Annotated in this window: 13 protein-coding genes and 2 pseudogenes; 5 read left to right on the top strand and 10 right to left on the bottom strand. The window is 43.4% G+C overall.

Translation table 11 applies throughout. From position 1 onward, the window contains the following. Window positions 1-130: 130 nt before the first annotated feature. From NXM86_RS14355 to NXM86_RS14345, 3 genes are all read left to right on the top strand, one after another. Entirely contained in the window at window positions 131-988 is an 858-nt protein-coding gene (locus NXM86_RS14355) for a CvfB family protein (protein WP_498958201.1), read from the top strand. A 110-nt stretch (window positions 989-1,098) separates the two neighbouring features. Further along, on the top strand, window positions 1,099-2,082 hold the full coding sequence (locus NXM86_RS14350) for a BMP family lipoprotein (RefSeq protein WP_498958199.1): 984 nt from the start codon (window positions 1,099-1,101) through the stop codon (window positions 2,080-2,082). 19 nt (window positions 2,083-2,101) lie between these two features. Beyond that, the gene (locus NXM86_RS14345) at window positions 2,102-3,754 is read left to right on the top strand and encodes a methyl-accepting chemotaxis protein (RefSeq protein WP_498958197.1); all 1,653 of its coding nucleotides are present in this window, start codon (window positions 2,102-2,104) and stop codon (window positions 3,752-3,754) included. A gap of 247 nt (window positions 3,755-4,001) precedes the next feature. Here NXM86_RS14345 and NXM86_RS14340 read toward each other — a convergent pair whose 3' ends face one another. The 5 genes and pseudogenes from NXM86_RS14340 to NXM86_RS14320 form a co-directional block, all read right to left on the bottom strand. After that, the gene (locus NXM86_RS14340; RefSeq protein ID WP_012749405.1) at window positions 4,002-4,133 is read right to left on the bottom strand and encodes a DUF3941 domain-containing protein; all 132 of its coding nucleotides are present in this window, start codon (window positions 4,131-4,133) and stop codon (window positions 4,002-4,004) included. A gap of 60 nt (window positions 4,134-4,193) precedes the next feature. Next, window positions 4,194-5,056 (bottom strand): annotated as a pseudogene (locus tag NXM86_RS14335) (DegV family protein). Between the two features lie 111 nt (window positions 5,057-5,167). Next, complete coding sequence (locus NXM86_RS14330; protein WP_012749407.1) at window positions 5,168-5,368, bottom strand: DUF3813 domain-containing protein; 201 nt, start codon at window positions 5,366-5,368, stop codon at window positions 5,168-5,170. 2 nt (window positions 5,369-5,370) lie between these two features. After that, window positions 5,371-5,523 carry a hypothetical protein gene (locus NXM86_RS14325; protein ID WP_012749408.1) on the bottom strand — a complete coding sequence of 51 codons (153 nt, stop codon included), beginning with the start codon at window positions 5,521-5,523 and terminating at the stop codon, window positions 5,371-5,373. A gap of 88 nt (window positions 5,524-5,611) precedes the next feature. Then, complete coding sequence (locus tag NXM86_RS14320; protein ID WP_062753809.1) at window positions 5,612-6,418, bottom strand: Cof-type HAD-IIB family hydrolase; 807 nt, start codon at window positions 6,416-6,418, stop codon at window positions 5,612-5,614. A 174-nt stretch (window positions 6,419-6,592) separates the two neighbouring features. On the opposite strand from NXM86_RS14320, the pseudogene yjfP reads away from it, so the two are divergent. Continuing rightward, a pseudogene (gene yjfP, locus NXM86_RS14315) lies at window positions 6,593-7,359 on the top strand (esterase). 82 nt (window positions 7,360-7,441) lie between these two features. Here yjfP and NXM86_RS14310 read toward each other — a convergent pair. The 5 genes from NXM86_RS14310 to NXM86_RS14290 all read right to left on the bottom strand — a co-directional run bounded on the left by NXM86_RS14310 (window position 7,442) and on the right by NXM86_RS14290 (window position 10,215). After that, entirely contained in the window at window positions 7,442-7,744 is a 303-nt protein-coding gene (locus tag NXM86_RS14310; protein WP_012749411.1) for a metal-sulfur cluster assembly factor, read from the bottom strand. Between the two features lie 16 nt (window positions 7,745-7,760). Next, window positions 7,761-9,002: a hypothetical protein gene (locus tag NXM86_RS14305; RefSeq protein WP_309217589.1), complete on the bottom strand. Its 1,242-nt coding sequence runs from the start codon at window positions 9,000-9,002 to the stop codon at window positions 7,761-7,763. 5 nt (window positions 9,003-9,007) lie between these two features. Continuing rightward, complete coding sequence (locus NXM86_RS14300) at window positions 9,008-9,217, bottom strand: DUF2249 domain-containing protein (RefSeq protein WP_062677780.1); 210 nt, start codon at window positions 9,215-9,217, stop codon at window positions 9,008-9,010. Between the two features lie 5 nt (window positions 9,218-9,222). Next, window positions 9,223-9,453, bottom strand: a complete 231-nt coding sequence (locus NXM86_RS14295; RefSeq protein WP_171699043.1) for a DUF2249 domain-containing protein — start codon at window positions 9,451-9,453, stop codon at window positions 9,223-9,225. A 69-nt stretch (window positions 9,454-9,522) separates the two neighbouring features. After that, window positions 9,523-10,215 carry a Crp/Fnr family transcriptional regulator gene (locus tag NXM86_RS14290; protein ID WP_089096939.1) on the bottom strand — a complete coding sequence of 231 codons (693 nt, stop codon included), beginning with the start codon at window positions 10,213-10,215 and terminating at the stop codon, window positions 9,523-9,525. 226 nt (window positions 10,216-10,441) lie between these two features. On the opposite strand from NXM86_RS14290, the gene NXM86_RS14285 reads away from it, so the two are divergent. Further along, window positions 10,442-12,805 carry a nitric-oxide reductase large subunit gene (locus tag NXM86_RS14285; protein WP_498958195.1) on the top strand — a complete coding sequence of 788 codons (2,364 nt, stop codon included), beginning with the start codon at window positions 10,442-10,444 and terminating at the stop codon, window positions 12,803-12,805. Window positions 12,806-12,879: the final 74 nt, after the last annotated feature.

The following is a 12,879-nucleotide window of genomic DNA, read 5'->3' as shown; positions in this document are numbered from 1 at the left end:
AGAAAAGGAGGGGAAGCCGAACGACGTGGAGGTGCTATTGTGATGATGGGAAAAACTGTGTTTTATGCAGAATTGTCCATTGGAGTGGGAAATAATAAGCGTGAAAATATAGACAAAGGAAGAGATTGCAATGAAACGATTAATTCCTGGAGAAATCATGACATTAACGGTAAAACGGGAAATGCCGTTTGGCTGCTTTTTGACGAACGGCACGGAGGAAGTGATGCTGCATAAAAGAGAAGCGAATACAACGCTTGCGGTCGACGACGAGGCAACGGTATTTTTATATCATGACCACGACGGACAGCTGTGCGCTACCATGAAAATGCCGAAAATTACGAACCACAAATACGACTGGGTTGAAGTGGTCGACATCGTTCCGAAATTGGGCGTCTTTGTCGATATTGGCATTTCCAAAGATATGCTCGTGTCCATCGATGATTTGCCGCCGCTCCGCTCGCAATGGCCGAAGCGAGGGGATCAATTATATTGTTCGTTAAAAACGGATAAACGAGGACGGCTGCTTGCTAAACTAGCGGATGATGAAACGATGAAACAAATCGCCGTGAAAGCGCCGGAATCAGCGTTCAATCAAAACATTCGCGGGCGCGTCTACCGCGTGATTAAGGTGGGAGCTTTCCTTATCTCTGATGTCGGCTACCTTGGATTTGTACATGAATCCCAGTGGCGAAACGCGCCGCGCCTCGGTGAAGCAGTGGAAGGGCGGATTATCGCCGTCAAAGAGGATGGGACGGTCAATGTCTCCTTACTGTCGCGCAAGCATGAAAGCATCAACGAAGATGCGGCAGCCATTTATACGTACTTAGAAAGCCGCGGCGGAGCGATGCCGTATCACGACAAAAGCGACCCGGACGATATCCAAGCGCGCTTTCATATGAGCAAGGCCGCCTTTAAACGAGCATTAGGACGATTAATGAAAGAAGACAAAGTATATCAAAAAGATGGATGGACGTATATCAAGCGATAATAAAAAGCAAAGCCAATTACAGCTTTGCTTTTTTTATGCAAAAAACTCAACAAATGTAGAATGATGCCGATAAACAATAATGGACACCATGAAAAGAAGGGGACGAACAAATGAAAAAACAAAGACGTATATGGCATCTTGTTATTGCGTTATTGGTTATTTTGATGATGACTGGTTGTTCGACGAAAGAGACGGTAACGAAAAAAGATAGTATCAAAGTCGGGATTATGTTGTCGGACGTCGGACTTGGAGATCAATCGTTTAGCGACTCGGCATTTCGCGGATTAATGAAAGCGCGTGATGAACTAGGCATCATTTTTGATTATCGTGAATTGAAAGATACGAAAACGTATGAACAAGGATTGAAGGAGCTTATTAAAGATGGCAATGATGTCGTCATTGGCCTTGGCTTTATGGTGCAAGAGGATTTGGAAAAAGTGGCAAAACAATATCCAAAGCAGCGTTTTATTTTAGTTGACTCTGTTTCTGATTTGCCAAACGTGACATCGATTACGTTTAAAGAAGATGAAGGAAGCTTTCTTGCCGGAGTGGTGGCGGCGCTTGTGACAAAAACAAACCGCCTCGGGTTTATCGGTGGGGCGGATGTGCCATTGATTCGTAAATTTGCGGCGGGGTTTGAAAAAGGGGTTCACGCCGTGAAGCCGTCCGCCTCCGTTCACATCGTGTATGCAGGTGATTTCGGAAATGACAAGCTCGGCGCCCAAATTGCTAGAGAAATGTTCGACCAAAAGAGTGATGTCGTGTATACGGCGGCAGGATTTACGGGAGTTGGTGCGCTTCGGGAAGCGGAAGCACGAGGTGTGTATGCGATTGGCGTTGACAGCGACCAATATTTTTACGCGGAAAAAGCGGTTGTGACATCAATGGTCAAAAATGTCGATGTCGCCTTGTTTCGCGTGTTAAAACAATACGTGGAAAAAGGGGAATTGCCAACCGGCACTGTTCAGCTTGGATTAGCGGAAGATGGAGTTGGGCTCGCACCGATTCGCGTTATCCCATGGGATGACCAAAAACAACAGCTGCTCGAACAGTGGAAACAAAACATTGTGGACGGCAAAGTGGCGACAAAGTAATACAGAAAAGGGGATTAGAATGACAATTCGCAGAAAATTGTGGCTTCATTCGTTTCTTTCGCTTATCGCATCGACCGTATTGATGGGGTTCATTATCGTCAATATGTTGTCGATTCAGGCAACGAATAAAGATATCGTTCCGGTTTTGCTGACGATAGAAAAGCTCGAGGCAAGCATGAAATCGGCAAAGCAGAGCTTAAACAACGCCGCCTACAATATGACGGAAGGAAATAAGCAAGAAGTGCTGGCGCAAATCGAAACGACAGAAAAGCTGATTGGCGAATTAGAAAAATCATTGAAACAAAAGGAATTTCGCGTGCTATTAGAAAAAGCAAAACAAAAATTTGCCGAAGTGCATAATGCGTCGCTTGCCGCTCTTGAACATCGCGATGTATCGGAAGCAAGACGGCAAGCGATGCGAATCGAAGGGGCGGTCAATGATATTTACACGCTGCAATTGTATACGAATGATTACTACAAGGAGCTCCAGCGTGATTTACAGGCACAAATCCGTTTTGTCATTTGGACGGCGGTCATCGGCAGCATCGCGCTCATCGTTGTGTCAGGTGCTATGAGTCTACGGCTGACGCGCTCGATTACGAATCCGCTCAAGCAGCTTGCCCACAATGCGGTCGAAATTGCGGGGGGCAATTTGCTTGTTGAGCGCATTGACTATAAACAAAACGATGAGTTAGGTGCATTAAATGTGGCATTTCATACAATGGTCGAGGAGTTGAAGCGTCTGCTTCGTTCGGTAGAAGTGGTTAGTCAACAAGTGGAAACATTTGCAAAAGAAATCGAAACAGAAAATAAAATGCTTACGGAGATCAACCGGCAAGTTGCGTTATCCACCAATGAGTTGTCCGCTGGAGCGCAAAGCATCTCTGAAGAATTGCAGCAAGCAGTACAGCAGATTGAAAAAATGGATGATACGTTTGCCAAAACAGCGGAGCGAACCGAACAGACAGCACATTACAGCGAGACGGCTGTCGAAGCGATTCAACATGGCCAAAAAGCGATGGAACAACAAATGCACTTCATTCGCGAAAGCAATGAAGCGACATTGTCGATTGAACAGGCGACGAATGAATTTACGAGCTACGCCGCCAACATTGAACAAATGGCAAAGGTGGTATCCGATATTGCGGAACAAACGAATTTGTTGGCGTTAAACGCGGCCATTGAAGCCGCAAGAGCGGGAGAAGCGGGGAAAGGATTTGCTGTTGTCGCGGAAGAAGTGCGCAAGCTTGCCGAGCAATCCGCACAGGCGACAAAACAAATTTTTGAAACAGTTTCGCTGATTAAGCATGGCATTTCCACGGTTTCCGAAACCGTTGCCCGAGCGGTAAAAATCGCCGAGCAGCAATCGCAATCGATTGAAACAACAACGAAGGCGTTTGCCGAAATCGAGGGTAAAGTCGCCGGCATTTCCGCCGATATTCAAGCACTTGTTGATGATGTTATCACATCGAAACAGTTAGAGGAGAAAGTATTGCAAAATGTGGAAAGCATCAGCGCCGTCGTCGAACAGTCGGCGGCCGGCAGTGAAGAAATTGCCGCTTCGATGGCCGAACAGCTGACAGCGTTTGAAAAAATGGTGGAGAAAGTAACAAAACTAAGACAATTGACGGATGAACTGCATGAGGTGATGGCAAAATTTCGGATGGAATGAAATTGAACTATCCCCACTTACCGGCTAAGGCCGGTGAAAGTGGGGGATTTTTGTTTCCTTTGTCTGTTGTTGCTCAAAGGCCCCAAGCCCCTCCGTTCATTTATGACAGAAGAAGAACGCTTTTCAACTATTAAAATTACTAAAAAAACAAAAAATGCCGATTCATCCTCCACCTACGCTTCGCTTAGAGGTGGGGGTCTTCTCGGCAAAGAAAAGAGGCTGTCCAGTATAAAAGGACAGCCGAATTTTATAAATGATCCGTCTTCTTCGAGTACGCAAATTTCCCAGCCTGGCGGTTTTTTTCGCGCAACATGTTTTTTTCATGGCGTTTCGCGTTGTTGTCTCGTGCTTTTTTATCGTTATCGCTTGTATGTGACATAATTGGCGTGCACTCCTTTATCCACGGTGTACACCATTAGTATGCGTGGAAAAGAAGGACTTATACCTCAATATATTTGTTCAAGAAAAAGAGCGCCAATGTGCCCGGACCGGCGTGCGCGCCGATCGCACCGCCGATTTCGGTGATGAAAAAGCGCGTGCAGCCATATGTTTTTTCAATAAGCTGCTTTAATTCCAATGCGGCTTCTTCGTCGTCGCCGTGGCTGATGCCGATCACTTGTTTTTGCAGATCGTCGCCGCGTTCGCCATGATTTCGACCATGCGCTTTAACACTTTTTTGCGGCCGCGTAATTTCTCCAGCGGAATAAGTTTGCCGTCTTCGACATGGAGAAGCGGCTTAATGTTTAAAAGGCCGCCGACCATTGCTGCGGTTTTGCTAATTCGCCCGCCGCGCGCCAAAAATTCTAAATTGTCAACCGTAAAAATATGTTCCATATGGCGGCAGTAAGAAGCAATCGTTTCGCATAATAGGTTGTACGGCATTCCTCTTTCTGCGAGTTCCGCCGCTTTCATCACCACAAGTCCTTGTCCGAGCGACGCGCACTTCGAATCGATAATCGTTAGCTGAAACTCAGGATATTCTTCAAGCACTTCGCTGCGAATCGCCATCGCGGTTTGATATGTACCAGATAATTGCGAGGAAAACGCGATATATAGACAAGGGCGGTTTTCTTTTGCGTACTTGGTAAATAGTTCTTTCATTTTTAGCGGATTCGCTTGCGCCGTTTTCACGATTTGTCCGTTGCGCATCGCGTCATATACTTGTTTTGGTTCAATGGTAATAAAGTCTTCGTATTCTTCGCCATTGAAATGGACAAGAAGCGGCAGAAACGCGATGTTATGCTTCTGCAAATAAGAATGTGGGAGATCGCTGCCACTGTCCGTAATAATTTGAATCGACACTGCATCCACCTCTTATAAAGTTAAGATAAGATATATTTTAGTGTAGCGATTATGATGAAAAAAGACAATTTTTCTTTCCTATAAAAAGGTTGCGGACGAGCGCCGCAACCTTTACTGAGTGAGTTGATCAAGTTCTTCCTGGAATTGACGCAACTGCGCTTTTTCTGCCAAGCTGGAATGAGCATAGGCAGAAGATAAGGCGTTTTTTGCTATGGCGATCGCGCGATCCAAGTCGATATCCGCTTGGCCGTTTGCTGCTTGTTTTGCCTGCATGACCGCTTTGCGCGCTTCTTGAAACAATCGATTGCCCATCGTTATTCGCCTCCAAGCGACGTTTCAAACGCTTTTTGCATTTTGCGCTCTTCCGCTTCAGCGTATGTCATGTGGTAAGGGATTCGTTCGTCATGTTTTTCTACCGCATCGACGCTTTGTTGAATGAAGCGTTTCGATTTATTTCGTTTACCCAAGACGTATTCCCCCCTTGAAAAAATAAAGACGCAGTATTGCGTCATGGATAGTGTAACCGTATAGGGGGGATTGTAATAAGGCAATTCGTTACAGCTTTAACATTGATTTTAAATAAATACCGATGCCATCTTCTTCATTTGTTGCAGTCACATCGTTGGCGATTTGTTTGAGGGGCTCAATCGCGTTGCCCATCGCAATGCCATGACCTGCCCATTCGATCATTTCTAAATCGTTATCTTCGTCTCCAAAAGCGATGACCCGTTCTCTAGGGATATGGAAATAATCAGCGATTTGCTTGAGTCCAAACGCTTTATGAACGCCGGCGCGAACGATTTCAATGATATGCCATGGCTCGGTCCAGCGCCGATGATGCAATACGTTCGCATGAACGTCGGATAAGTACGACTGTATTTGGTCGACATGTTGTTTGTCTGTATGAATAAGGATGCTCGTTGGATCATCTTTTAATGCATAGCGCAAGTCGCCGATTTCGATGGCCGGGTTGCCAAGCCGGACAATATCTAGCAGTATTTCATCATGTTCATGAAAGTATACATCGTCCATCACTTCGGCTAAAATATTTTTAATCGAGTACGTTTCACTTACTTCAATAATGTCTTTTACGGTTTGGAGCGGAAGCGGAAAATGACGGATCCCCCATGAATGGTCGGCAGGGTGATGGACGAACGCCCCGTTAAAGTTGACAATTGGCGTTGTGAGTCCAAGCTCTTCATAGTACATTTTGCTGGCGCGATAAGGTCTTCCAGTTGCAATCACGACAAGATGCCCTTCTTCTTTTGCGCGCAAAATCATTTCTTTGGTAAATGGGGAAATCGTTTTGTCATCTTTTAATAACGTACCATCTAAATCCAACGCAATTAAATATTGTTTCATAATAACTCCCTTTACATTGTTTTTTTAAAGTATATACGATCATGAGTTTAAGGTCACTACTATATTTATCATCATTTTGTTTTTTTGGATCTTTTCTAATATAGTGTAACTCTTTTCCAAAATTCTTGTCTACATGTTACACTATAGAAAAAAGAATGAAGGAGTTTTGGGATCATGGTCATCATTGAAAAAGAAACCGTTGCCCAAGTGCCTGTGCTTCATGTCGTAAAAAAAGAAAAGCGGGAAGAACGATTGCCGTTTATTTTGTTTATTCATGGATTTACAAGTGCAAAAGAACATAATTTGCACTTTGGGTACTTGCTTGCCGAGGCGGGATACCGCGTGATTTTGCCGGATGCGCTGCATCACGGTGAACGAGATTCGTCTTTATCTGATCGTGAGCTGCAATTGGCGTTCTGGAATATTGTGACGCGTACGATTACGGAAATTAAAAAAATCAAAGAGGAATTAGAACTTCGCAATCTCATTCAGCCGGATCGGGTAGGACTTGCCGGTACATCGATGGGGGGATTGTCACATTTGGCGCACTTGCCGTGTATCCATGGATTAAAGCGGCCGTTTCGCTGATGGGAAATCCAATGTATGAAGCATTTTTTGACGCCTTAATTGAAACAGGCAAAAAAATGGGAGTGGCGATTCCGCTTTCCGATGAACAACTAAAGCGGGAAAAGGCGCGATTAATGAAATATGACCTTTCTAGACAGCCGGAGAAATTAGCGGGCCGTCCGCTTCTTATTTGGCATGGAAAGTGCGACCAAGTTGTCCCTTATTCTTATACATATGAGTTTTATGAACAAATAAAACCGCTTTATCAAGGAAAAGAAGAAAATTTGAAGTTTATTTCCGATGATACGGCAGGACATAAAGTGACAAGGGAAGCGTTTTTAGAAACGGTGAAATGGTTTACGAAACATGTGTAAGAAAAAAACGGCTATGCTTATGGCATAGCCGTTACAACATTATCGGAAGGGTAAAAGCGGACGGGACATTTCCCCAAAAAAGTTATGAAAAATGCCCTAATTGCCGCAGCGCTTCTTCACTCATTCGTTCCGGAGTCCAAGGCGGATTCCATGTAATTTGTACTTGTACATCGCGGATTCCATCGATATGTTCGAGCGCACGTTTCACACCGCCGACGATGGAGTCGTGAAGCGGGCAGCCCGGTGTCGTAAGCGTCATTAAAATATATATGTTTCCATCATTAATTTGCAAATCATAAATTAACCCTAAATCCACGACATTGATCCCCAGTTCTGGGTCAATAACCGTTCGAAGCTGCTGAAGTACCAATTCGCGAATATCCATGATTATAGCCTCCTTTTTATTTCCACAAAACCGAAAGAATCGTCCCGGCAAAGAGAAGAGAAAACAATGTCAATGCACCTTGGGCAGCATAAAATATCGTCGGACTGGAAACAGTCAATGCAGCTACGACACCGATAACGCTAATGATAAACAATACACATTGAACAACAGTCCATTTCTCATTCATCATTTGTTTTAACGTCGGCACATTTTCTTGGCCGATCTTTTTGCTGTAGCGGTGCGTCCACCATAAAAACGGAACAATTTTATATAAATAGCCGATGATGCTTAACATAATCCAGCCAAGTATATAGCCGTAAATCACAATCGCAATTCCGTGAAGATTGCCGAAAAACGATAAAATAAATGCTGTCCCGTGCAGGATAAAGGCAATCGCAATGGCAAGCAAAGCAAACTGAAATGGGCGATCCAGTTTTTTCTTCATCCGTTTTTGCAAAATCGACCATATATGATAAGCGAATAGTACGAATGCAATAAATAAAAGCCCAGCACCGGAGATGAAAACCGATCGTCCATTTATGAAAAAGCTGATAAATGTAACGGCAAGCCCCGTCATATAAACGATGTATACATATCGCGCCAACGTCATCGAAAACCCATGCGCGAGAGAAAACATCGGCACCATTTTATAGGAAAAACCGATAATAAGCAGAGTAAACCAGCCGAACACGCCAAATAAGATATGTGTTTTTAAAGCAAAAAGATGATCCATCGTTTGTCTGCCGCTCCAAAAATGAAAGGCAAGCGTCAGTCCCAAGACAATCGTAAATAATAAACAAGCAAGTGCCGAGCTGACAAACAATGTCATAATATTTTTTTTCGCCTGTTTCCGCAATGTCATTGCCATTTGAAAAAGAAAGAGCATGATGCCAAGCACAAGCAACAACCCTGGGAAAAAGGCGAAGTGCGCATTAAACGCTAAGTTGGCAGAAAATAATACGATTCCGGCTGCTGTAATAAAAAATTGTACAAATCCTAACCGCTCGCTCCAAATTGGTGTCAAAAACGCAACTGGAACGAGCTGGTACATCGCTCCCATCGCAACCATCAGCGCAAAACCGAGCACGGCGAAATGCGCCGCCGCCCAGACGATCGGCAGGCGGAACGCTCCGTTTACCATGGCTGGTCCGGCAACGAGTGCGACTGTTTGTGATGCAACAAAAGCAATGACACCAAACAAGATAAATAAAAAAGGAAGACGAATATTTGTTTCATATGCAGTATTTGTTGGAATCATGATGGTCATCCTTTTGTAATCGTAATTTGGAAGCTGCCATCCTCGCGTTCTGTCGTTTCGTATTTATAGCCAAGCTCATCAAGTTGTTCGTATAAAAACATCGGGCGGCGGTCGTTAATGATGGTTAACGTTTCTCCAGGCTGCAGTTTCCCTAACGCCGCCAATGTTCTCATCATTGGCTGCGGCGGCTCTAACCCGCGATTGTCAAGAATCATCGTTCTCACCCCTGTTTTACGAACGTGACTTTCCAATGTTTTTTCCCAATCTGTTCCGCTTCATACGTAAATCCTTTTGCTTTCATAATCGGAAAAAGCGGAATCGGTTTAAACGGCGCATGCAGAATAAACGTATCCCCCGCTTGAAGCGGTTTAATTGTGTTCATAATTTTTTCAAACGGTTCGATTTTCTTTTGTAAATCTTCGCGGACATCCAACTCTACAATCTTTCCCAATGAAATCCCTCCTTTGTTTTTTATGATAGTAATTTTCATTTTCAAGCGTTGTGATTTTTGTCACATCCATTAGAAAAAGATTTCTTTTTCCAATCCTTCTTTATCAATAAGGTAAAATCCATCTTCATTAATATCAATCAATCCTTTTCGTTTTAATTGGCTAAGCGTTCGGCTTACCGTTTCCCGTGAGGTGCCGATCATGTTGGCAAGCTCTCGATTCGTCACATGAGCAGTCAAACGGTAAAATTTCCCTTGCGGTACCGCATTTGTTTTTGTTAAGCGCAACAGAAGCATAATAATTTGTTCATATGTGTTATGAAGAATTTGTTCTTCTAAACGTTTTTGCAAGTCAACGATTTTTTCGCCCATGACGCGAAATAATTTAATGCATACCTCTGGATAGCAAATTAACGTTTGTTCGAAGTCAGCGATTGGGATCGCAATTAACGTCGCTTCGTCGATGACTTCCGCGTGCGCAGGGTACGAACCTTTTAAGAAAAAACCGGTATGCGGAAACATTTCTCCTGTCTGCAAAATCGAGATGATTTGTTCTTTCCCGCTCATATCGGTTTTATAAATTTTTACCGTCCCGGAATGAATGAAATAGACACGCTCGAGCGGGTCTCCTTGCATAAATACAAACGTCCGTGGTTTATAGACGCGCACATGAGAAATAGCCACAAGCGATTCAAGCTCATGATCGGATAATTCACGGAAAAGCGGAACGCTTTTTAATCTCTCTTTCATCCAATTATTTGTCATAGATAATCTCTCCTTAAATTTATATATAAAAAAATAGTCGTATTGTTTTAAGCAATAAGAAGGAACAATGCTTCCTCCAACTTAATTTTATAACATTTTCCATAAAAGAGTTGTGACGTAAATCATAGTGATGAAAATCATAGCGAACGTTTGCCGTACCTCACATTCTAATCCCATTTGCAGCGTTACAATGAAGGCGAATTTAATGATAGGAAGGTGGTTATTTATGGAAATTAATCGATCGGTTCGTACGTCTCCACGTCCTGAACATCGAACACAAAATAGTTTTCTTAAATCTATATTAATTTTTACGATTTTGATCAGTTTTACCGTCTTGCTAGTTGGCGGATACTGGATTTTTAAAGAAATGGCGCCAAGACCGAAAGAGGTCCGAAGCGAAAGCGGCGACGTATTAATGACGAAAGAAACAATTATCGGTGGGCAGTCCGTGTTCCAGAAATACGGATTAATGGATTACGGTACAGTGCTTGGACATGGTTCTTACATGGGGCCGGATTATACAGCAGAAGCATTGAAAATTTATACGGAAGGAATGCAAGAGTATAAAGCAAAAGAACTGTATGATAAGCCATTCTCTGAGCTATCCAAAGATGAAAAAACAATCGTTCGGGATAAAGTTATTAAAGAAATGCGGAAAAACCGCTACAATCCGGTTACCGATGTGCTTGTGTTAACAGATGCACAAGTATATGGGCTTCAAAAAGTTCGTGACTATTACCGCGATGTATTTACAAACGGTGATGGTTGGGGCTTGCAAAAAGGGTTGATTAAAGAATCGGATATGCCAAAAACAAATCGCGCTTGGGTTGCGGACAGCGATCAAATTCAGCAAATTGCCGATTTCTTCTTCTGGACAGCTTGGTTATCAAGCACTCCGCGTATCGGTGACAATATTACGTACACCAACAACTGGCCTTATTACGAAGATGCAGGAAATACAATGACGTTTTCCGCCATGTGGTGGAGCGGTGCAAGTGTGACCATCTTAATTTTATTTGTTGCGATTATTTTGTACTTCTTCTATCGTTATCAATTGAGCATGCAAGAAGCATATAAAGAAGGACAGTTTCCAGTTATCGATTTGCGCAAGCAGCCATTAACCCCTTCGCAAGCGAAATCAGCAAAATACTTTACAATCGTAGCCGTGCTGTTTTTCGTTCAATCGATGTTTGGCGCGTTGCTTGCCCATTATTATGTAGAACCAGACAGCTTTTTCGGCATCAAATGGATTCACGATTTACTGCCGTTTAACATTGCAAAAGGTTACCATTTACAACTAGCAATTTTTTGGATTGCAACATCATGGTTAGGTATGGGGATTTTTATCGCACCGCTTGTCGGTGGACATGAACCGAAAAAACAAGGGCTTCTTGTTGACATTTTGTTCTGGGCGCTTGTCGTTCTTGTCGGCGGCAGCATGATCGGCCAATGGCTTGGAGTAAACGGATATTTAGGAAACAACTGGTTCTGGCTCGGCCATCAAGGTTGGGAATATCTTGAGCTTGGACGCATTTGGCAAATTATCTTAGTAGTAGGTATGCTTATTTGGCTGTTTATCGTCTTCCGCGGCATTAAGAGCGGATTAAAGCGGGAAAGTGATAAAGGCGGACTAATTCACTTATTGTTCTATTCTGCAATTGCGGTGCCGTTCTTTTACATCTTTGCGTTCTTTATTAAGCCAGACACGAACTTTACAATGGCAGATTTCTGGCGCTGGTGGATTATCCATTTGTGGGTAGAAGGAATTTTCGAAGTGTTTGCGGTTGTTGTTATCGGCTTTTTGTTAGTGCAATTGAGACTTGTTACAAAAAAATCTACAGTAAGAGCATTATATTTCCAATTTACGATTTTGCTTGGCAGCGGGGTCATCGGTATCGGCCACCACTATTATTACAACGGTTCGGCGGAAATATGGATCGCGCTTGGCGCCGTCTTCTCAGCACTCGAAGTCATTCCGCTTACATTGCTGATTTTAGAAGCATATGAACAGTATAAAATGATGCGCGACGGCGGGGTTAACTTCCCTTATAAATCGACATTCTGGTTCTTAATTGCTACGGCAATTTGGAACTTAGTCGGCGCGGGTGTGCTTGGATTCCTTATCAACTTGCCGGCAGTCAGCTACTTTGAACACGGGCAATTTTTAACACCAGCCCACGGCCATGGATCGATGATGGGTGTTTACGGAATGTTCGGTATTGCCGTGCTGCTTTACTCATTGCGCAATATCGTGAAACCGGAAGCATGGAACGATAAATTATTAAAATTTGCATGCTGGATGCTCAATATCGGGCTTGCAGGGATGATTGCAGTGACGTTGTTGCCAGTCGGCATTCTGCAAATTAAAGAAGCTTTTGAAAAAGGCTATTGGGCATCTCGCTCTCCAGAGTTTTTACAACAAGATATTGTGCAAAACTTGAATCTGATCCGTGCTGTTCCAGATACGATTTTCTTAATTGGTGTCATCGTGATTATGGGGTTCAGCGTAAAAGCGCTATTCCATTTGCGTAAACCGACACACGGCGAGGGAGAAGCGCTTCCGGTCGCCGATCTGACAAAAGAAGAATAAACAAAAAAGAATCACAGCACAAATAGCTGTGATTCTTTTTATCTTTCTATGATAGCGCTTTCTATCTTGTTTAT

The sequence above is a fragment of the Geobacillus sp. CX412 genome (genome assembly GCF_027942335.1).
GTDB classification, from domain to species: Bacteria; Bacillota; Bacilli; order Bacillales; family Anoxybacillaceae; genus Parageobacillus_B; species Parageobacillus_B toebii.
The sequence above is the reverse complement of the archived record's forward strand: the minus strand, read 5'-3'. Positions and strand labels throughout refer to the sequence as shown.

Bases quoted from the DNA above. Each gene is read 5' to 3' on its own strand.
- NXM86_RS14320 (WP_062753809.1), bottom strand. From the start codon at position 6,418: ATGAAACAATATTTAATTGCGTTGGATTTAGATGGTACGTTATTAAAA.
- NXM86_RS14310 (WP_012749411.1), bottom strand. From the start codon at position 7,744: ATGGATATTCGCGAATTGGTACTTCAGCAGCTTCGAACGGTTATTGAC.
- NXM86_RS14355 (WP_498958201.1), top strand. From the start codon at position 131: ATGAAACGATTAATTCCTGGAGAAATCATGACATTAACGGTAAAACGG.
- NXM86_RS14285 (WP_498958195.1), top strand. From the start codon at position 10,442: ATGGAAATTAATCGATCGGTTCGTACGTCTCCACGTCCTGAACATCGA.
- NXM86_RS14300 (WP_062677780.1), bottom strand. From the start codon at position 9,217: ATGATTCTTGACAATCGCGGGTTAGAGCCGCCGCAGCCAATGATGAGA.
- NXM86_RS14345 (WP_498958197.1), top strand. From the start codon at position 2,102: ATGACAATTCGCAGAAAATTGTGGCTTCATTCGTTTCTTTCGCTTATC.
- NXM86_RS14305 (WP_309217589.1), bottom strand. From the start codon at position 9,002: ATGATTCCAACAAATACTGCATATGAAACAAATATTCGTCTTCCTTTT.
- NXM86_RS14350 (WP_498958199.1), top strand. From the start codon at position 1,099: ATGAAAAAACAAAGACGTATATGGCATCTTGTTATTGCGTTATTGGTT.
- NXM86_RS14290 (WP_089096939.1), bottom strand. From the start codon at position 10,215: ATGACAAATAATTGGATGAAAGAGAGATTAAAAAGCGTTCCGCTTTTC.
- NXM86_RS14330 (WP_012749407.1), bottom strand. From the start codon at position 5,368: ATGGGCAATCGATTGTTTCAAGAAGCGCGCAAAGCGGTCATGCAGGCA.
- NXM86_RS14340 (WP_012749405.1), bottom strand. From the start codon at position 4,133: ATGTCACATACAAGCGATAACGATAAAAAAGCACGAGACAACAACGCG.